The organism is Indolivaga macrotermitis, assembly GCF_900128985.1.
GTDB classification, from domain to species: domain Bacteria; phylum Bacteroidota; class Bacteroidia; order Bacteroidales; family Dysgonomonadaceae; genus Dysgonomonas_A; species Dysgonomonas_A macrotermitis.
In genome coordinates this window covers 1-21756 of the sequence record NZ_FQUC01000018.1, presented here as the reverse complement: position 1 = coordinate 21756, position 21756 = coordinate 1, and the positions used below count along the sequence as shown (strand labels likewise).

Sequence of the window (21756 nt, the reverse complement as noted above, 5' to 3'; positions counted from 1 at the left end):
ATTATTATATCTTTGCTTCCTATTCGATTATGTTCTCATTAAACCCTTTAACTCAAAAGGTCATGAATAATAAACGTCATAAGCTCCTTTTTATTATTTGTTTCTTCTTTTTTATGGGAGAATCTTTGCTTGCAGCCTCGTATTGGAGTAATCATATATCATATTCAGCTAAAATAGACAAGATAGTCAGGAACGGAAATATCATTTTTGCTCTAACTGATGGTAAATTATTTAGCTACAATTCCGAGGATAATAGTTTCGAAACTTACATAAAAGATAGAAGCAATACCGATATCAGGCACATTGCATATAGCGACAAGCAAAAGTGCCTGCTACTAACCCGTTCTGATGCAAATATCGAAATGTTGTATGAAGACAAATCATATGCAACGATTCCTTACCTGAAAGATTATTCGCAGAATATCGACAAAACAATCAATAGCATATTTATTGAGGGGGACAGTGCATATTTGTCTACAAACTTCGGTTTCCTGATTATAGATATAGCTAAAAAAGTGGTTAGAGAATCAGGGGTTTTTAATTTCCCATTCCACTCTATAACATCTTTTGACGGTAAATTTTATGCTGCGACATCAAAAGGAATATACAGTATTGATAAGAAAAAAAATTTGATCGATTTTTCGAACTGGGAATCTTTTCCACTAAGTACGCTTTATGCAGGAACAGAAAATCAATTTAAAGACACGCAGGTTAATCAAATAACGGTTTTCGATAATCAACTGATATTTTTAGTACCCGACACAGCAGTGTATTATGTCGAAAATCTATCGACAGTAAAACTTTTACTGGCTAACAATACCCTGAACAGGATAGAGACAACAGTAAATAGCCATCTCTTTGTTTCGGGAAAAGACAACTTTTGGGACTATTCAAGTTTAAACCAATCTGTCAAATTAAATATCGAGAACCTTACTTATATCACTCCTAATGGAAACAATACTTTAGAGTACTGGATGTCTTCGGAAGGTAACAACCTATGCTTAATTAAGCGTGACGATAACGGAGCATATGATTTTTCCGAAAGATGGCTGGTACCAGCCGGCCCGACTACCAATTATCCTTTCTCACTGACATTCCAGAACAAACAACTGATAGTTACAGGAGGAGGGTTTTACTCTGTAAGATATAGCTTTGGTGCCAGCCTATCGATGTTCAAAAACTCAAGATGGACAAACATATATCCCAGCGATATCAGTTCTCAGGCAGGATTCAATGCTCTTGATATTGTATATGCCATAAGTGATCCGGCAGATCCCGATCATATATTCGCGTCCAGCTGGGGAGAAGGACTTTATGAATTTCAGGGGACAACTTTAAAGAACAGATTTGACGATACCAACAGTACAATAAACTATCTGGAAACATCCGATGGTTGGAGAACAACACGTGTCAGCGGAATGGTTTACGACAAAAATTCGAACCTATGGATATTAAACTCAATGGTAGAAAATGTCGTTAAAATATATCAGAAAAATGGAGTATGGGCAGAAATACCCTTCTCTGCCATATCAAAAGATAATACAGACACCAATACCAAAACAATTATAATTGATAAATATTCGAATAAATGGATTTGCAGTATAGTCAATCCGTATATCTTCATTTTTAATGATAATGGTACTATAAGTAATACTGCCGACGACAAATCGCGGATAATTACGTCATTCAAAGACCAATATGGCAATAGCTTAGAGATAGGTGCAATATACGATCTGGCAGAAGACAATGCGGGCAATATATGGGTTGCTACCAATATAGGCCCTTTCACAGTCAAAAGCAATAATATTCTCGCTTCAAATGCCGATGTTACCCTATATAAGGTAATGGTTGCCAAAGAGGACGATAGTAATATAATAGTACCACTACTGGAGAATATACCCATTAATGCCATTGCAATAGACGGTGCAAACCGGAAATGGATAGGAACAGAAACAGCCGGAGTATATCTGGTTGACTCTCAAAACAGCACTCTCGAACATTTCGATATAGACAACAGCCCTTTGCCATCTAACAGTATCTTATCACTAGCAATAGACCAGCAAACAGGAACTGTCTATATCGGCTCGGAAAGAGGGCTTGTTTCATACAAAAGCGGAGCAACTCAGGGCGCCGACAATTTCTCGAATGTATATGCTTACCCTAATCCTGTAAAACCGGAATACACAGGAGCCATATCCATCACCGGTTTAAAGCAAAACTCTACGGTTAAAATCACCGATGTAAGGGGTAACCTTATCAACCAAGGAAAATCTTTAGGCGGACAATACAGTTGGGACGGGCTGAATGCTAAAGGTAGAAGAGTAGACACCGGTGTATATATCGTTTTCGGTTCATCCGAAGATGGTTCGGAAGGCGTTGTCACCAAAATTATGGTCGTAAATTAAGATCCCCTCAATATTTCAACCGGACAACTGTTATATAACAGTTTGTTAAATAATTGCTTACCCGGATGTTTTATTTCTAAATTTATTAGTTTTGCACAGTATGTAAAATACAGGGACAAATTTTTTTTTGAAGTACAACACTGGATTAACAATTTATGGAAATTAAGAACATCGAAGGATTATCTATCAACGATATCCAAAATGAGCTGGACCGGGGAGCGCGGTTCGTCATATTCAACTATTGTGTGTCATTATTAGTTATCACATTCAAAAGGGGAAGCAGCATATATTTCATTAAGTCGAACGAATCTGCCTTCGCTCATCACTGGAAACATACAGGCCTGTCCCTTGTTATGGGATGGTGGGGTATCCCCTGGGGGCCGATTTATACCATACAATCGTTATGGAAAAATATGACCGGAGGAACAGATGTAACAAACGAGGTTATAGCAGCATTAAATCCTCAACCGGATCTTGATAATCTGAAAAGAGTTCCACAATAAAGGAACTTCACCACTAAAAAAATAAAAGACTCTTTTGCTTACGTTAAAGGGTCTTTTTTATTGTTTACATTTGCGAATTACTATTTTTGTAAACAAAACCCGGATGTAGTGCGTTTGTTTCTATTGAAGGATAATTGAGTAACATGAAAAAAATAGGTATTGGCATAGCATTATCAATTTCGTTATGGTCGTGTAATTCGACGAAGCATGTACCCGATGGGCAATACATGATGAATGGTTACGAAATTAACGCTGACACAAAAAAAATAGACGTCACTTATCTCGAAGATTTCGTTCGTCAACAACCTGCATCAAGCATCAGGTTGGGGATATATAATCTGGCAGGACAAGACACCAGTAAGTGGCTCAACAGAACTATACAAAAAATGGGACAAGCGCCTGTAATATACAGTCCGCAACAAACCCAATTATCAGCAAGGCAAATAGCCCAACAATTAAGCAACGAAGGATACCTGAGAGTAGAGGTAGATACCATACTGAAACCGAAAGGGAAAAAAATGAATATCACCTATGATATACAGAATAATGGTATTTATACCATCCGCAATTACGAATATGATATACACAACAAAACGATAGCCAGAAGTCTGGCACCGGCTAAAAAATACACGAGTATTCAACCCGGTACGGTTTATAACCAGGATAATATAGAAGCTTCCCGCGAGCATCTTACTTCATATCTGCGTAATATCGGATATTACCAGTTCTCGAAAGAATATTTATACTTCAAGGTCGACTCTACACTCAATTCGCATCAGGTGGATATGTACCTGAATCTGAATCCGTCTAAAGACAGCACCGCCTTTAAACGCTTCAAGATAAGGAATGTGACCGTACTAAGTGGATTTGACCCATCGATACGTGGCAATAAGCGGATTTTTCAAGATCCGGACACTACATATTACAAAGGCATGACCTTCGTACACGGGTCTAATAACTTTTTACGTAACTCGACTCTTTACCGCAACAACTTTATCCGTTCAGACAGGTACTATTCCGATATGGCTTACACTCGTACCACAGGAGCATTAAATGGTATCGGGGTGGTAAAGAAAACAGATATCACATATACTCCCGTCAGTAACCCTAATGATAGTGTTCAGTTACTCGATGCCTTAGTAACAGTTGTACCGGGAAATACACATTTCTTCCAGACCGAAATTCAAGGAACCAACTCTGCGGGTGACTTAGGTATTGCACCCAGTATTACTTACCAGCACCAGAACTTATTCAACGGAGCCGAAATTTTAAAGATCAAACTCAGAGGAGCCTATGAGTTTATCTCCAATTCGAATAAAAGCAGTGTTTCTAACCAAAACTATTACGAATATGGTATAGATGCTTCCCTGTCATTCCCCATGTTCCTATTCCCTTGGTTGAAACGGAGCTGGCGCGAAGCACCTTCAGCAAGTACCCAAATTTCGGTGGGTGTTAATAACCAGCACCGGAAAGAATATACCCGTCAGTTTTTCAATACAGCGCTTACTTACCGCTGGGCTAGTAATAAAAACAGGTTCAACCACTCATTCAGCCTATGGGATGTGAACTATGTGCGTATGCCATCGGTGACGGATGAATTCAGGGAAAATTATCTCGAAAATAAAAATAACCCCATTCTTGCCGAAAGTTATAAAGACCAGTTGATATCAAGCCTCAAGTATGGGATTACCTTTACTAACCTGAATACCGGATTTAGCAGAAAAGTACCCAAAAACAAAGTAACGGTAAGAGCTAATATCGATTTAAGTGGATTGCTTCCCCGTTTGGTTACAAGTTTCTACGATGCCCAAAAAGACAGTACAGGCCAGAAAAAAATAATGGGTATCGCATACGCCGAATACATCAAAGGAGATGTTTCGTACTCTCAAACACATACTCTGGACAGGAACAGTTCTTTCGCGTTTCGTATCGGATTGGGAGTTGCCAAACCATTCGGTAATTCGACTATTCTTCCATTCGAGGTACGCTACTTCTCAGGAGGAGCCAATAGTGTAAGAGGATGGAGTACCCGTGACTTGGGTCCCGGATCATATGTCCCCAACGATACAACAGCCAATGACTTTGCCAATCAGGTAGGAGATATCAAACTCGACCTCGGCATCGAGTACCGCAGAAAAGTATCGGACTATATCGAACTTGCCGGATTTGTTGATGCAGGGAATGTATGGACGATCAATAATTACGAAGGGCAGCCCGGAGGGCAATTCAAATTCTCTGAGTTCTACAAAGAAATAGCGTTATCATACGGAGCAGGCTTACGTTTCGACCTCGGATTTCTTCTTCTCCGTCTCGATCTTGGGGTGAGGGCATATGATCCCGAAGAGCAAAAAGACAGTAAATGGGTGATAGCTAAACCTCGCTTCAACCGGATGGCATGGCACTTCGGTATCGGATACCCATTCTGATAGTATAGTATTTCCTGAGACAATAAAATACATTCCCCTGATAGCAAAATTCAAAACAATTTCATCTGCTATCAGGGGAATTAATATATTTGCATTTATAGATTTAGAATTATGGCAAAAAAATTATTGAAAGAAGAAGTAAAACATTACATCTGGGGAGACAATTGCGACGGATGGATTTTTGTAGATACAAATGAGTTATCAATTAAACAAGAAGCAATGCCACCCTCTACAAAAGAAAAGAAACATTATCATACAACTGCCCAACAATTTTTTTACATACTAAAAGGAAGAGCGACATTTTATATCGAATCTGAAAAAATAGAAATCAATAAACACGAAGGAATAACCATTACTCCAGATAAAGAACACTATATTGCGAATGAAACAACAACTCCGATAGAGTTTATTGTTGTATCTCAACCATCAACAAATAGTGATAGAATAAATATAGAATAATTGCAAGCATTATAGATTTATCTCATATATCCGTGATTCGTCTTCCCATGGATGGTAACCATTGCCGATATACCTGAAACCGAATCTCTCATAAAAGCCGATATGATCCGTAGAAAGATAAAGATTATCGAATCCGGCTTTCTTTGCATCATCCTTTGCCTTCTCTATCAATAGCCGGCTATAGATATTGCCTCTATGGCTTTCTTCTATAAATAATGCACAAATCCACGGATACAAATCCATCCTGCTGATAAAATCATTCGTGATAAGGCCTGCACAGCCTATTATCTCTCCATCCTTTTCTAAAAGATACCATTGCGGTAATGGAACCGGAGCTGTGATGCAGTGGGTAATACAATCTTCATAGATCACCTTCGGGGCACTCCATTTGCTACTGATATAGTCAATAGCCTTATCCTTCATTTCGGGATTTTCCCTTACCGATATAATTTTCATTGCTATTACTTTTTGAATAAACGTTACATAAAAATCTATACAATTAAGCAGACCATTAGTTGGAAAAAGTTTTTTTTGTCGCATATACAACTCCATGTGTACCCGTCAGGCGAAGGTACGCATTAGCGGACAATCAAGAGTTAAAGCATTTCTCTCAAGTATAAATCGACGCCATTTTTATCTATTAAATATAAAGAGGGTTCTTTGATATTTTGAAACTAAAGATGAAAAATGGAAAAAAAATATTCAAAAATGGTGTCACTTTTGTCACCTTTGTCACTTTATAAAGTATAAAAAACTGATATTGAGAAAAATAAAAGGGTAACAAAAGTAACAGCCCGATGTCACCTTTGTTTAGTTACTGCCACCCTGCTGTAAAGGTTACAACAACAGAAGAAAGAACGTTTTTTTAAATACTAACTGATATACTTAATATCCTTTTTTCATAAAAATAAACTTTCAATTCATTTTTAATGAAAAGTATTTCATCAGAACGCCTAAAAATAAGTACATTTGCGTGCAATAAAAATTTAAGCCTAATAGTTTATGTCATTTATTGCAGATAAAATCGTTCAGGATGGGCTTACGTTTGACGACGTATTATTGATCCCCGCCTACTCCGAAGTCCTTCCCCGCACAGTCGACCTATCGACAAAGTTCTCACGAAATATTAATTTGAATATCCCTTTCGTTTCGGCAGCTATGGATACTGTTACCGAAGCCAAATTAGCTATTGCCATTGCACGCGAAGGTGGTATCGGGGTTATTCATAAAAATATGTCGATAGAAGCACAAGCTCAACAAGTAAGGTATGTAAAACGTGCCGAAAACGGAATGATCTCAAATCCGGTAAGCATTCATAAAGACAAAACCGTCGGGAATGCATTGGCTCTCATGGCCGAATACAAAATCGGAGGTATACCTGTTGTGGATGAACAAAGCAAATTGGTGGGTATCGTTACCAACCGCGACTTACGTTTCCAACGGGATATGACAAAACTGATTGCAGATGTTATGACCATCGAAAACCTGATCACGACTCAACAATCAACCGACCTCGAAGCTGCAGCAGACATATTACAGCACCACAAAATTGAAAAACTACCTGTAGTAGATGCCAACAACAAACTGATAGGACTGATCACATACAAAGACATAACTAAAGCCAAAGACAAACCCAATGCCTGCAAAGACGAATTCGGACGTTTGCGTGTAGCAGCCGGTGTAGGTGTTACATCCGATACGTTGGAAAGGGTAAAAGCACTTGTCGAAGCCGGAGTAGATGCTATCGTTATCGACACGGCACACGGACATTCGAAAGGAGTTGTCGACATGCTTAAGCGTGTAAAACAATCATACCCGAATGTTGATGTGGTTGTAGGAAATATCGCAACAGGCGAAGCAGCCAAATATCTGGCAGACGCCGGAGCAGATGCTGTGAAAGTGGGTATCGGACCCGGATCAATCTGTACCACACGCGTGGTAGCAGGTGTAGGTATGCCCCAGTTATCTGCCATCTATGATGTAGCAAAAGCATTAGAAGGCACAGGTGTACCATTAATCGCCGACGGTGGATTGCGTTATTCAGGTGATATTGTAAAAGCCCTTGCTGCCGGAGGATATTCGGTAATGATGGGTTCGCTGCTTGCAGGAGTAGAAGAATCTCCGGGAGAAACGATCATTTTCAACGGACGCAAGTTCAAGTCATACCGGGGTATGGGTTCGCTCGAAGCCATGGAAAAAGGTTCTAAAGACCGATATTTCCAAGATATGGAAGCCGATATCAAAAAGCTGGTTCCCGAAGGTATTGCCGCCCGCGTGCCATTCAAAGGATCGCTCTATGAAGTAGTATACCAGATGCTAGGCGGATTACGTGCAGGTATGGGATATTGCGGAGCAAAAAATATAGATACTCTCCACGAAGCTAAATTCACCCGTATCACCAATGCAGGAGTAGCCGAAAGCCATCCGCACGATGTAGCGATAACAAGTGAAGCCCCTAATTACAGTAGAGGCGAATAATAAATAGAAATAGCTGTATTAAATAAAAAGAGAATAGCTATCCAAAATTTCAGGGTAGCTATTTTTTTTGAATAGAACTGGATTTTTCTAAAAGCTATATTATTTCATACATTTGAATAAGCAAATAAATTCGAAAAATTAACAATACCAACATCAAACTTATAAACACTATGGAACATAATCCTGAAAAATCACATAATCCAGTATTCGAACAAATAAAAAGAATCGATGAAAATGGTATTGAATTCTGGTCTTCCCGAGATTTAGCAAAAGTATTAGAATATAGTAACTATCGTAACTTCGAGAAAGTTATAGAAAAAGCCAAAGAAGCCTGCACAAAAAGTCAGCAAGAAATAGACAACCATTTCGTCGACTTCGACGAAATGGTAGATATTGGTTCGGGGGCAAAAAGATCTATTGAATCAATAAAACTTTCACGTTATGCATGCTATCTCATTATTCAAAGTGCGGATCCAGGCAAAGAAGTCGTAGCATTAGGTCATACTTATTTTGCTGTACAAACCCGTATTGCCGAAATTAAGCAATTGGATGAATACAATAATTTATCCACAGAAAATGAACGCCGATTATTTCTACGGAATGAGTTAGCCAGACATAACATACAATTAGCTGACGCTGCAAAAAATGCAGGAGTCATAGAACCTGTAGATTATGCAATCTTTCAAAATCATGGATATATGGGCTTATATGGAGGACTCGGAGCCAAAGAAATCCATACAAGAAAAGGTTTGAAAAAAAGTCAAAAGATATTAGATCACATGGATAGTACAGAACTGGCTGCAAACTTATTCAGAGCCACTCAAACAGAAGAAAAACTCCGCAGAGAAAATATTAAAGGAAAAACAAAAGCAAACAATACTCATTACGAAGTCGGCAAAAAAGTTCGTCAAACAATTGAGGAATTAGGAGGAACAATGCCCGAAGATATACCAGCTGTTGAGAGTATAAAAACAATTGAATCTTCACAAAAGAAGTCAAACAATAATTAATAAAACTATCACCGCTATTCAAAAAATGAGTATTCTCTTATCCACAGCATATCTGGCACCCATACAATATTATTCGAAATTGATTTCGGATACACCCGTATTGATCGAGCAACACGAAAACTATATCAAGCAATCGTACCGTAACCGTTGTACGATTTTATCGGCAAACGGACCGATGCCGCTCTCGATCCCGATCGAGAGCGCAGGAGGCAAAAAATGCCCGATAAGGGATGTTCGTATAGCTGAACACGGAAACTGGCGGCATTTGCACTGGAATGCGCTAATTTCGGCATATAACTCTACCCCATTCTTCGAATATTACGAAGATGACTTTCGACCGTTCTATGAAAAGAAATATAAATTTTTATTCGATTTCAACGAAGAAATACGGCTAAAAGTTTGTGAACTACTTACTTTGGATATTTCGAATATATACTATACCGACGACTACATTTCTGAGATACAAAATACGGATACAGATCTTAGAGAAACATTGTCCCCCAAAAAAGACTTCAAGATATTCGATACCGGTTTTATATCCATACCCTATTATCAGGTATTCGATACCCGGTACGGATTCACTGAAAATTTGAGCATAGCAGATTTGCTCTTCAACATGGGGAATGAAAGCCTGTTAGTATTAGAAAAAAGCACAAAAAAAATCTCCTGAAAAACTCAGGAGATTTTTATTTATATTCTGTGTAAGAATATTAGAATTTAACTACTGCACCAAATTCGATGTTTCTCATATCGAAATCGAATCCGAAGCTGTTTGTTGTTGCTTCTTGTTTAGCGTCTCCAGTACCTTCAGTTACTTTAGCAGTTTGGTATCCTAAGAAACCGAATTTGCTAACTAGAGCAACTTTGCTAGATACATTAAGAGCTACACCTGGACGAAGACCAGCTTCTAGCATGTGACCTTTAAGATCAACACCACAAGCTTTTTCCCAAGTATATCCAACTCCAGCATCTACGAAAAGACCACCAATGTCACCTTTCAAAAAAGTATAACGAAGGAATGGACTTACTTTGTAAGCATTAGTAGCTTGGTCAGAAACAACAGCAGCGCCATCATATTTCAAATTGTTAGAACCATGGTCGTGAGCAGCACCGATAACGATACCTACAGCCACATTGTCAGTTACATTGTAACCTAGTTCAGGAAGAACTTTGAAGCTTAGTTGGCTATCGCCACCTTTAACTTTGCTTGACCAAAGACCTACTGTACCTCCGGCCCACATTTGTCCGGCTTCTTGAGCAGCTGCGCTTGTAAATACCCCTAATGCAACAGCTAGTGTAAAAAATAACTTTTTCATAAACACTAAATTTAATTAGAATTGATTTGAAATCTTTATTTAAAAAATTTTAGTTAATCAAAATCGGGGGACAAATGTATTCTTATTTTTCAATATCCCCATCACTTTTAACCTTTTTTTTGTTAATGCCAAAAACAATATGTTATTAAACAGTTCAAAATACTAGTATTTTCGCTGCTATTTTTTTAAGTAAAAGCGATAAATACAACAGGTTCAGTATCGGAACGATAATTTACGCTACCGACAACATATAAATTGCGAAATGGATAGGGAATTAATATTATTAAAGCCTTAAGCCTGTTTAAAAGATTTTATCAAGAATAGATTAAACATAAAACAAACTAAATAAATTCTCTTCGGTAAAAATTTCATTCGCTGCATCCCGGATATCGGAAGCTGTAATTTTTTCAATCTTTTGTATCGTTTCTTCGATACTATTAAAATGATTGTAATGCAAATAACTTTTACCTAGGGCTAATGCCAGATTTTCGTGATTATCACTGGATACTCCTATCTGCCCGATCAGTTGCTTTTTTGCAGCAGCCAGCTGTAAAGTGGTCAGGCTCGTATCACGTAGCTTTTGTAATTCTTTCTGGATAAGCTTTACACACCGGTTGGTATTACGTTTATCACAACCAAAGTAAATAGCAAACAAACCTGTATCCGAATATAAAGTCGTATTCGATTCGACATTATACACATAACCTCTTTTTTCCCGTAATGAGATATTCAGCCGGCTATTCATTCCCGGCCCGCCCAGAATATTATTAAGGAGATGTAAAGTATTGCGTTTGGGATCATACATATCATAGCATCTACCTCCGATCAGAACATGAGATTGCGATGTATCTTTATCGCTTTCAATTTCTTTCTTCGATATCCGGTTTGGTATAATTCTTGGTGTTTTTTCGGTGCTTAATTGTATTTCGGAAAGGTATTTTTCAGCCAGTCGTACAATTTTCCTGAAATCGGTTTTTCCGGTCGAAAAGAAAACCATATTATCAGCCCGGTAATGTTTCGATACAAAATTCGAAGCTTTTACCGAGTCGAAACATTTGAGTAAATCGGGCTCTCCCAATATATTGTGCCCTAACTGGGAATCATGAAAAACCAAATTTTCAAATTCATCGTAAATAAGCTCCGACGGACTGTCTTCATAAGAGTTTATTTCGTCGAGTATAACATCTATTTCTTTTTCAATCTCATTAGACGGAAACACCGAATGGAAAGTCAGGTCTGTCAATAATTCGAATGCCCTCTCGAAATGTTCTTCAAGAAAAATAGAATAAATAACAGTTTCTTCCTTGTTCGTATATGCATTAATCTCGCCACCAACCGTTTCCATTCGATTGATTATATGATAAGACTTGCGCTTTTCTGTTCCTTTGAAAAGCATATGTTCTACAAAATGTGCCATCCCGAATTCATCAACATTTTCGTCCCTTGTTCCGGCATCTACAATAAAGCCACAATAAGAAACATGCCCGACAGAAGGCAGGTGAACAATCCGTAATCCGTTTTTGAGTATATGTGATTGATAAAGATTCATTTCTATTTTTTAATTTAATACTTCTGAAGTAACAATATTGTTTTTTTGCTCAACACCAATTTATCTGTAACCCTATAATTACCCCCCATCTCGGGAATAGTATCGGGCGTTACCAGAAAAAAGGAGTCAAAGCTTTCGATAGAATCAATGGTTTTAATAGCAAAGGGGCGATAATTCGTCTCATCGGCCGGCGAACATAGCAAATATTCGCGATCAGGCAAAATAAGAGATAATTTAGCCAGCTCCGGATATGCCTCTATGTACGAAATTATAGTTTTAGGTTCTCTTGATCCTCTGTGAAAAAAACGGCTTATTTCGGACAGTTCTCTATCTTGATCCTCATTATATTTTGTTTCCGAAATCAAACGTGTAACAGATAAGAGTGTAAGAAAACAGAAAGAAACAATAACCAAATATTTACCTTTCGATTTCCACAATTCACCGCAGTATATAGCTATCCCGAGAAGTAAAGGCCCAAGCATACATGTAGTGTAACGTGGGGTACTGATCGGTTTTACCAGATAAGTAATCAGAAAGGTTATCAATAACGTGGCGACATATACCAGAACAAAACCATCGCCGGCAGACAATCTTTTGTCTCTAGGTAACCTCCAAACATATATCGACCCGGCAAAGATCAGCACGAACATTATCGAAAGCGCTACCGACATCACCGGTAACGTGAATATTGTATAAGGATGGGAAGGTTCTTTCGGTGAAAAGAAATAATAAAGAAACAAAAGAAACTCTTTCGCTGTAGGAATCTTAATCCAAAAATGATGCTGCACACTTTGTATCTGAGAAATAAAGGCAGGTATCCAGGGGCTGTATGCAAGAAGTACTATCAGGCTGAATAAAATAAGCCTCACCACATTCCTCCCCTTACGGAGCAAAGCGATAACCAGCAAAATATAGATAAACCCTACAGAAACTAATGCATAATAATGTGTATAAGCAGCTGCTATGGCAAAAAGAGCCATAAAGATATAATTGGTAAATACTTTTTTGAGATAGACCCTGTAAGCAAAAACAGAACATCCGAGTACAAAAAAGAGAGCCCACGAATACATCCTGATTTCTGTAGCCAGATATTGAGTTACGGGCATAATTAAGACCAATATCATAAACATTAATGCTGTTCTTTCGCCAAATAACCGTTTTAGAGGAAATATCCCTATCAGAAGAGTAGCGATTATCCCTAATCCCGAAAATATACGCAGGTCAAATATAGAACCACCGAAAATACCGCTAAATATCTTCAGCATATAATAATACAGAGGCGGATGCACATCCGATGCCGTGATGAGCCAGATATCGGAAAACGAATATTTAATCAAAGCAATAGAATATGCCTCGTCATACCAAAACGAATGGGTGATGGAAGCATTATATACCGAGACAAAAGCCCCGATAAGTATCAATAAAACGGCCGGTATATAAAAACGGGCAATACTTTGATTTTCCTTTTCCACGGTCAGATTTAGTTTTTCTTCATATAATAACTCTTTTCGTCTGCCGAAAGTTTTTCGATAGAGTATCTTAACATTGTCCTAGGCATTATCCGGTAGTGTTTATCAAGAAAAGAAATCAGTACCGACTTATCCCGTTTACCTGCTTCACGCAGCATCCAGCCTACAGCCTTGTGCATTAAATCGTGTTTGTGGGTAAGAAATTGTTCCGATAACGCGATTATATCGGTAAAATCATTTTCGCGAATAAAAGCAAATGCAGATATAACCGCGATCCGCTGATCCCACAAAAGATCGCTATCCGCCAACCGATAAAGGATTGACCTGTCTTCTTTACCGGATAGATACTCTCCTACAATATCCCTGGCACTCAAATCGACCAGATCCCAGTTATTAATACGATGTGTGTAAGACAGATAAAAATCTACAACCTGTTTCTTCTCAACTTCAGATTTAAGTTTTTTGAATTGTTCCACAAGTATCAATAAGGCACACATACGGCACTCATGATACGGATTATCCAAAAGCCTACCCAATTCTTCAAAGCCGGTATTTTTATTAGCCTTAGCTACTTTTCTTATATCGGGCACTACTACCCCGATAAAAAGGTCTCCTTCGCCATATTGCCCTTTTCCGGTCTTGAAATAGTAAGGAAGAAATTCTTTCTTCTGAGGATTGGATAAAGCCTCCAGCTGTTTTTGGATATCTGATTCTGTCATATGTAAAACACATCTTTAATTAAGCAAATATAGCATCTTTCTTCCATCTACAGAATTGCAACAGAATTGGATTATACTTTTGAATCAAAATCAAATTTAAACAGTCGGATTATGAAAAGTTTTTTATTTATCGCAGTTTTATTATTCGGTTGTGCTACAATGCAAGCCGAAAGTTCTTTTGCTACCGGAAACTCTACAGAATTCGTAACCGGAAGATACGACAGAGGAAGATATTACCAGAAAGGAAATATGGATGCACGAAACCTGCCATCCAATATCACAAAATATTTGAAAAAGAATTATGGCGACTATGATATTATGGTTGCCAAAAGAAAAGGCAACGGATATTATTATTTAAAAATCAGTTATCCCGGTAATAACTACAGACCATATTACAGGAGCCTTGTTTTCGACGAAAAAGGAAAGATTGTAAAAGGTTGATCAGCAAAAAGTCTCAAGAAATTCTTGAGACTTTTTTATTTTTTTATTTCAATTTCCATTCGGCACCGTCTTTTCCATCCTTTATTTCGAAGCCTATTTCGTTAAGTTCATTCCTGATTTTATCGGAAGTAGCCCAGTCTTTTTTAGCTTTTGCTTCAGCTCTGATCTCGAGTAAAAGATCGACAGCTTTCGAAAATGCTTCGGTTCCTGTATCACTCATCGCAGCTTCATTCTTTATACCAAGTATGCCGAATAAGAAAGTATCAAATAAATTACGTAATTCTTCAATATCCGGTTTAGTTAATGAAACCGTACCTCCAATAGCTGAGTTGATAATAGTAGACACTTCGAATAAGTTGGATATCACCATAGCCGAATTAAGATCGTCATTCATCGCATCGTAGCATTTCCGGCGAAGTCCGGAAATATCGACAGACGAAGAACCGGACTCGGGAACTTTCGGTATACGTGCATAAGCATCCATTAAACGAGTCAATCCTTTTTCGGATGCCTGTAAAGCCTCATTACTAAAATCAACCGTACTCCGGTAATGAGCCTGCAAAATGAAAAACCGGATAGTCATCGGTGAATACGCCTGAGCGAGCATTTTGTGCGAACCCTCAAAAAACTCATCCAAAGTAATAAAGTTGCCTAACGATTTACCCATTTTCTGTCCGCCAATGGTAATCATATTATTATGCATCCAATATTTTACAACCCTCTGTTTTTCAAGAGCCGTATTTTGGGCGATCTCGCATTCGTGGTGAGGAAACATAAGGTCGAGCCCTCCGCCATGTATATCGAATTCTGTTCCTAAATACTTAATACTCATAGTCGAACATTCGATATGCCATCCCGGAAAACCATCGCTCCAAGGCGAAGGCCAACGCATTATATGCTCAGGCGAAGCCTTTTTCCAAAGCGCAAAATCGACTTTACACCGCTTCTCATCCTGCCCATCGAGTTCGCGGGTAGTATTCAGCATTTCTTCGATATTACGATGCGACAGGATACCATAATTGTAATCCTTATTATATTTTTGGACATCGAAATAAACCGAGCCATTACTTTCGTAAGCATACCCGTTTTTCAATATTTCTTTGATAGTTTCTATTTGCTCGATAATATGCCCCGAAGCATGCGGTTCAATAGACGGGGAAAGTACATTTAATGCATCCATCGCCTTATGATAACGGTTTACATAGTATTGTACTACTTCCATTGGCTCCAATTGTTCGATACGGGCTTTTTTAGCAATTTTATCCTCACCTTCGTCGGCATCACTTTCCAGATGTCCCACATCTGTGATATTGCGCACATACCGAACCTTATACCCGATATGAGTCAGATAACGGAACAGCAAATCGAAAGTTATCGCCGGACGGGCATGTCCTAAATGTCCGTCGCCATACACGGTAGGCCCGCAGACATACATCCCTACAGCAGGTGCATGTATTGGTTCGAAAACTTCTTTTTCGCGCGAAAGAGTGTTGTAAATCACTAACTTCTGTTCCATAGGATAATATATTCAATTAAGATCTCTGATCTTTTTTACTAAATCGATACAAAATTAATAAAAAGTTTAAATTACTCAGATTGTACAGCTCTTTCTCTATGCACAGTCCTGAAACGGTAAATACTTTTTTCCTTCTGCACAAGAGAATCTACAACTACAAAATCGGGTTGTATGCTTGTCCGGAAAAATCTATCCTCACCGTCACTTATTTTATTTTGCGTTGCATAGTTATTCTTGACATAAAAGAAATCAAAATCACGGGGCAACTTGTCTACCTGTACCAGCTTAAAAGGCAAATATGTTCCGGTGTTTTCCCTCTCAGTATACACAAAGAATAAATTACCAGGGTGATTGACCGAGAACATTCCTAATGTTCCTGCCCCATCCAATGTTGACATAAATACGGTTTTCTCCAGATTCTTTGCTTTTATATAGCCGGCCATTTCCATATCGTCTTTTGCTTCCCCTTGAGTATATTTTCTTTCAGAAAAAAAACGTGTTATACCCAGTAAGGCGAGCAAAGCAAAACATAGGGTAATAAAATATTTTCCCTTAGTGCTATTTGTGAAAATTTGAGTACAGGCAATTGAAAAAGCAATCAGCAAAGGACCCAAAACTGTGGTTGTGTAGCGAGGTATAATTACAGGAGCTTGTATATACGAATAAATCACCGCAAAAATAACAGGTAGAAGAGCAACCAGAGAGAAACATAAAGCTGTAAGAATTGATATGCGCTTCGGCTCTTCTTTGAACAGTTTTACTGACCAGATAATAATCGCCGCAATAAAAAGAAGCATAACCGAAAGAGCAGCACCCATCATCGGCAATGTAAAAATCGTATAAGGATGAGTCGGTTCTTTCGGAGAAAAGGTATAATATGTAAATAATAAAATATCTTTTGCAGTAATACTTGTTATCCAGAAATGCTGATTAACAGCCCCTATCTGACTCACAAGTGCAGGAATCCATAAACTGAATCCGGCAAGGAAAAGTATAAAAAAGAAAATAAGCCATATCCAATCTTTTTTCCTTTTGGATATAATAAGAATGGTAAACAATAGCCCAAAAATCACCAATACACCCAAAAACGCATAATAATGGATATAAGCACTACAAAGGGCAAAAAACGTAAGTACCAGGTAAGAGTAGACCGAAGCTTTAGTATATATCCAATAGGCGGACAGCGATGCAGCCGTAACAAAAAACATAGACCACGAATACATACGGATATCTATTGCCAGATATTGCACCACCGGAAGGAAAGCAAGCATCAGCACAAAAGCAAAAGCAACCTTTTCGCCCCAGAAACGACGTACGGGAAACAAACCCAATACAAACATCAAAGCTATACCTAACAACGAAAATACCCGTGCAGCTGTCATGCCCGAACCAAAAACCGCAGTAAATATCTTCAGCATAAAATAGTAGAGAGGCGGATGTACATCAATCGAAGTGATTCTCCATATCCCTTTGAAAGAATATTGCACAAGTGCCATAGTATAAGTCTCGTCAAAGGAATAATATGCATTACCGCATAAGATCAAATAAAAGACGCACAACGAAAAGAACGATAGAATAACCGAGACTAAAAATGTTACAGATATTCCCTTTTGAGGGACAGTCGGATCATTAACCATAAACAGTGCTTATTAAAAAAACGGATGAAATAATAAATCAATAAAAACCAAGAATGTTACTTAACCGAAGTAAAACATCTACTACCCCGTCTTTTCCCATTTTCATCGGAACTATACCAGATAAAAGACGCACGGCCAATAATATATTTTTCGGAAACAAATCCTACTATCCGGGAGTCCGTTCCTTCTTCGGGATTATCGGAGAGTAACCAATAATAATCGTTTTTGAAGATATAATGGCCATTCTTAACATCATCGCCCAATTCATCTTTAATTATTGAAGCGTATAACATCCGGTTTTCATCGGTCAGATTTACGGTCATACCTTTTGACGGAACCAATAATTGATAAGAGTAATTTTCGTCAGTGTTAAGCTTTATCTGTAACGAATCCGATAATCGTTGATTAACAAGAAATGCTTCATATTTACTTTGTACCAGATAGCCCCGGACAGAATCGACCGAAAGGTTGCGCGGTACAATGTTCATTTGTTTAAAAACAGAAAGAAGTGTATCCTTCGCCAAAAGAGGAAAACTATACGGAAGTAGCAAATCGGGTGAGGTAATATACTGTTTTCCATTGATAAAAAAATCAGCACCTTTTACCTCAATCGTATCTCCCGGAACAGCGACACAACGGCTTAAAAATAAGGTCCGCTTGTCGAAAGGTTTTTCCGTTTCCACCGGATTATTGTACAGAACCACATCATTACGTGGTATCTGTGACGAGAACCAGCGGTGATACCCTAATTGTAAAGCTCCCGAATAAGATTTCATCCCCAAAAACGAATCGAAAGTAAATGGTATCGACAGTAGTGTCGAAGGCAATCTAATCCCATAAGATAATTTATTTACAATCACCCTGTCACCATACAACAAAGCCGTTTCCATCTGCGGAGACGAAACAGTGTAAGATTGTGCAAAGAAAGCTCTTACAATAAACACAACAAGTAGGGCAAGTATAAATACCTTGCCCCACCACTTTATTATTTTTGCCTTTTTCAAAGCCATCATTTCAATAATCTATTAAAGGATTTTTCGGATCCTGTTTTCAGGCTCAGAATATTCAACCTCATATAATCCTTAGTTTATTTCTTTTTTGCACTGGTAAAAATCCGGTTCCATCTGATTTTTCCGCTGAACCAGCCTTTATCTTTATCCAGCGATAACCAAACAAACATAGGTTGACCCACAATATGGTTTTCGGGAACAAATCCCCATGAACGGGAGTCTGCCGAATTATGACGGTTGTCACCCATCATAAAATAATAATCCATTGTGAAAGTATACGAATCGGCTTGTTTTCCATTGATATATACTTTACCATCACGGAAAGTGAAATCGTTTCCTTCATAATTTTTAATTACCCTTTCGTAAGCAGCCACTTTATATTCAACATCTTTATCGAAAGTAATAGTAGCACCTTTTTTCGGAATCCATAGCGGACCATAAGCATCACGACTCCATCCGGTAGGATAAGTAATCGGATAGTAGAAAGGAAAATCAATCAAAGTTCCATCCGGAAATTGTCTCTTTTCGATCCTTTCTTTTTGTTTGAAAACTTTCAGGATAAAAGGTTTCGCATTAAGTTCAGCAACCATTTTCTTAGTCAACGGCAAAGAATAAACAATTCCAAAGTTTTTACCTTTTGCAGCAAATCCCATCTGGGTCAACTGCAAACTGTCGGCAGTAAACTTCATATCGTCCGCTATTCCTTTATTCAGTAATGGATTTGCATTTCGCATTTCCTGCATCGGGTCGAAATAATATGGAATATATCTGCCAGTCTGATCCATAACAGCATAATCATCCATACTTATACCCAGATCATTAAAAACCGTTTCCGAAATTTGCGTTCCATCAGTTTGTACATAATAATTCAACTGCATATTTTCAGGGTCAGCTACTTTTTGCCCGTTTATATATACATCGTCATCTCTTAATTCAATTGTTTCGCCGGGAAGTCCCATACAACGTTTCACATAATTCTCGCGACGGTCGACCGGACGGTAAACTATATCTCCGTATGCAGACTTATCACTCCATACTCCGGTACGACCCTGAGGGTTCATTCTACAAAGCGAATAGTAATCGGCAGCTTGCTGGTTGATAGCTACTGTATCTCCTGCCGGAAAATTGAAAACTACAATATCGCCTCTTTCTATCGAGCCGAATCCTGCAAAACGCTGATATTTTATTTGAGGCTTATCGATATAAGATTTGCAATTGAGTATAGGTAAAGTATGTTGTGCCAACGGAAACGACAAAGGCGTCATCGGCGAACGGGTTCCATAACTCATTTTACTTACGAAAAGGAAATCGCCAACCAAAAGAGATTTTTCTAAAGAAGACGATGGAATCTGATAATTCTGAAAAAAGAATGTATTGATCACATATACCGCAACCAATGCAAAACCAATAGCATCTACCCATTCCATAACTTTTCGAAGAGCCGAATTTCCCGAAGTTTTCCAAAAACCCCAAGGAATATATTTGAGAATATAACTATCGAAGAAAAGAGGAATAACTATTAAAACTCCAACATACCCTGTCCATATAACAAAAGCAATGGTCAGTACTGCCATTATTATAAACTTAATCCATTTCGCCCGGGGAGCACTTTTGAGTCTTTCCCCGAAACTCTTTTTCTTCACTGAACCACTCTGGTTATTTGATTCCATAAAATATCATTAATAAATTTTGATCAAATATCAGCTTAAGTAACCTAAATATCTGATATATTGTTATATAAAACAAATACTATTATAACAGTTAAAAGTGAAGCATGTCCTGCATACCTAAAAATCCCTTTTTACCGCAAGTAAACTCGGCAGCCAAAACAGCACCTAGCGCAAAACCTTTTCTGTTCTTAGCATCGTGTTTGATACTGATAATATCGGCTTCCGATTCGTAAAAAATTTCGTGGATACCCGGTACCTCGCCTTCGCGGATACAATGAATAGAAATATCTTCGGGTTTTGTTTCTGCTTCCAAGTGCCAATCAGTCTTTCTATCGATGTTTTCGATAATCCCTTCGGCCAGAGTAATAGCGGTTCCGCTTGGAGCATCCAGTTTATGGATATGATGAATTTCCTCCATTTTAACGGAATAATCCGTAAACTGATTCATTATCTTAGCCAAATACTTATTCACAGCGAAAAATATATTCACGCCCAAACTATAATTAGACGCATAGAAGAACGTTTGTCCATCTTCGCAAGCCTTCTTTACTTCCGACATATGTTCCAACCAGCCCGTCGTACCTGCTACAACAGGAACATTTGCTGCGAAACATTTCATGAAATTATCCAATGCACTCGAAGGAGTTGTAAATTCAATGGCAACATCGGCACTCTTAAATTGCTCTGAGTCAAATCCATCCAGATTATTTTCATCTATTATTGATACAATCGAATGTCCCCGGCTCAAGGCAATCTGTTCAATCATTTTGCCCATTTTCCCGTAGCCGATAAGCGCTATTTTCATATTATAAAGTTTTGATATATACTATAAAAGTCCAAATTACTACAAATGTAAGAAAAAGTAGCCATTTCAATAACTAAAATACAGAAGCGATATTGATTGGAATGACAAATATTGTAAGATTAGTCGCCACAATACATAAAAGATTACACAAACACATGTTAAAAATTGACAAACAGAATCTTAGCATTTGAAGTAGGAAATAAAACAGTTAAAACGATCCTTTTTACCGGACAATCCACTCTTCCAAATAATACAATGATAATGAACAATATAGAGCATAAAACAGATCGAAAATCAGAAATAAATAAAGTAGATACCCTATACATAGTTTCCTATATATGAA

The 21756-nt window shown here is 38.0% G+C and carries 18 protein-coding genes; 8 read left to right on the top strand and 10 right to left on the bottom strand.

Annotated features, from left to right (window positions below):
• Positions 1-62: 62 nt before the first annotated feature.
• From porZ to BUC12_RS17350, 4 genes are all read left to right on the top strand, one after another.
• Positions 63-2405, top strand: a complete 2343-nt coding sequence (porZ, locus tag BUC12_RS17365; RefSeq protein ID WP_157257507.1) for a type IX secretion system anionic LPS delivery protein PorZ — start codon at positions 63-65, stop codon at positions 2403-2405.
• A gap of 155 nt (positions 2406-2560) precedes the next feature.
• Positions 2561-2908 carry a hypothetical protein gene (locus BUC12_RS17360; RefSeq protein WP_062178478.1) on the top strand — a complete coding sequence of 116 codons (348 nt, stop codon included), beginning with the start codon at positions 2561-2563 and terminating at the stop codon, positions 2906-2908.
• A 143-nt stretch (positions 2909-3051) separates the two neighbouring features.
• Positions 3052-5334 carry a translocation and assembly module lipoprotein TamL gene (gene tamL / locus BUC12_RS17355; protein WP_062178475.1) on the top strand — a complete coding sequence of 761 codons (2283 nt, stop codon included), beginning with the start codon at positions 3052-3054 and terminating at the stop codon, positions 5332-5334.
• Between the two features lie 111 nt (positions 5335-5445).
• The gene (locus BUC12_RS17350; RefSeq protein ID WP_062178470.1) at positions 5446-5793 is read left to right on the top strand and encodes a cupin domain-containing protein; all 348 of its coding nucleotides are present in this window, start codon (positions 5446-5448) and stop codon (positions 5791-5793) included.
• A 9-nt stretch (positions 5794-5802) separates the two neighbouring features.
• Here the strand turns inward: BUC12_RS17350 and BUC12_RS17345 are convergent, their stop codons facing one another.
• Complete coding sequence (locus BUC12_RS17345) at positions 5803-6249, bottom strand: GNAT family N-acetyltransferase (RefSeq protein ID WP_062178465.1); 447 nt, start codon at positions 6247-6249, stop codon at positions 5803-5805.
• 546 nt (positions 6250-6795) lie between these two features.
• On the opposite strand from BUC12_RS17345, the gene guaB reads away from it, so the two are divergent.
• The 3 genes from guaB (at position 6796) to BUC12_RS17330 (ending at position 9951) form a co-directional block, all read left to right on the top strand.
• A complete protein-coding gene (guaB, locus tag BUC12_RS17340) occupies positions 6796-8271 on the top strand; it encodes an IMP dehydrogenase (protein WP_062178462.1) in 1476 nt (491 codons plus the stop codon).
• A gap of 170 nt (positions 8272-8441) precedes the next feature.
• On the top strand, positions 8442-9281 hold the full coding sequence (gene dinD, locus BUC12_RS17335) for a DNA damage-inducible protein D (RefSeq protein ID WP_175552647.1): 840 nt from the start codon (positions 8442-8444) through the stop codon (positions 9279-9281).
• 25 nt (positions 9282-9306) lie between these two features.
• Complete coding sequence (locus tag BUC12_RS17330; protein ID WP_062178454.1) at positions 9307-9951, top strand: WbqC family protein; 645 nt, start codon at positions 9307-9309, stop codon at positions 9949-9951.
• A gap of 40 nt (positions 9952-9991) precedes the next feature.
• Here BUC12_RS17330 and BUC12_RS17325 read toward each other — a convergent pair whose 3' ends face one another.
• From BUC12_RS17325 to BUC12_RS17310, 4 genes are all read right to left on the bottom strand, one after another.
• The gene (locus tag BUC12_RS17325) at positions 9992-10597 is read right to left on the bottom strand and encodes an outer membrane beta-barrel protein (protein ID WP_062178450.1); all 606 of its coding nucleotides are present in this window, start codon (positions 10595-10597) and stop codon (positions 9992-9994) included.
• 325 nt (positions 10598-10922) lie between these two features.
• Positions 10923-12146: a M16 family metallopeptidase gene (locus BUC12_RS17320; RefSeq protein WP_062178448.1), complete on the bottom strand. Its 1224-nt coding sequence runs from the start codon at positions 12144-12146 to the stop codon at positions 10923-10925.
• Positions 12147-12160: 14 nt separating this feature from the next.
• Positions 12161-13618, bottom strand: a complete 1458-nt coding sequence (locus tag BUC12_RS17315) for a glycosyltransferase family 39 protein (protein ID WP_062178445.1) — start codon at positions 13616-13618, stop codon at positions 12161-12163.
• Positions 13619-13626: 8 nt separating this feature from the next.
• Positions 13627-14334, bottom strand: a complete 708-nt coding sequence (locus BUC12_RS17310) for a DNA alkylation repair protein (RefSeq protein WP_062178442.1) — start codon at positions 14332-14334, stop codon at positions 13627-13629.
• A 111-nt stretch (positions 14335-14445) separates the two neighbouring features.
• On the opposite strand from BUC12_RS17310, the gene BUC12_RS17305 reads away from it, so the two are divergent.
• Positions 14446-14775: a hypothetical protein gene (locus tag BUC12_RS17305; RefSeq protein ID WP_062178437.1), complete on the top strand. Its 330-nt coding sequence runs from the start codon at positions 14446-14448 to the stop codon at positions 14773-14775.
• Positions 14776-14818: 43 nt separating this feature from the next.
• On the opposite strand, the gene cysS is transcribed toward BUC12_RS17305, so the two are convergent.
• The 5 genes from cysS to dapB all read right to left on the bottom strand — a co-directional run bounded on the left by cysS (position 14819) and on the right by dapB (position 21413).
• Complete coding sequence (cysS, locus tag BUC12_RS17300; RefSeq protein WP_062178435.1) at positions 14819-16291, bottom strand: cysteine--tRNA ligase; 1473 nt, start codon at positions 16289-16291, stop codon at positions 14819-14821.
• 71 nt (positions 16292-16362) lie between these two features.
• Complete coding sequence (locus tag BUC12_RS17295) at positions 16363-17928, bottom strand: glycosyltransferase family 39 protein (RefSeq protein ID WP_062178433.1); 1566 nt, start codon at positions 17926-17928, stop codon at positions 16363-16365.
• A 56-nt stretch (positions 17929-17984) separates the two neighbouring features.
• A complete protein-coding gene (lepB, locus tag BUC12_RS17290) occupies positions 17985-18941 on the bottom strand; it encodes a signal peptidase I (protein WP_062178430.1) in 957 nt (318 codons plus the stop codon).
• A 74-nt stretch (positions 18942-19015) separates the two neighbouring features.
• Complete coding sequence (gene lepB, locus BUC12_RS17285) at positions 19016-20608, bottom strand: signal peptidase I (RefSeq protein WP_062178427.1); 1593 nt, start codon at positions 20606-20608, stop codon at positions 19016-19018.
• Between the two features lie 91 nt (positions 20609-20699).
• Positions 20700-21413, bottom strand: coding sequence for a 4-hydroxy-tetrahydrodipicolinate reductase (gene dapB, locus BUC12_RS17280; protein WP_062178423.1), 714 nt, complete (start codon positions 21411-21413; stop codon positions 20700-20702).
• Between the last annotated feature and the right edge of the window lie 343 nt (positions 21414-21756).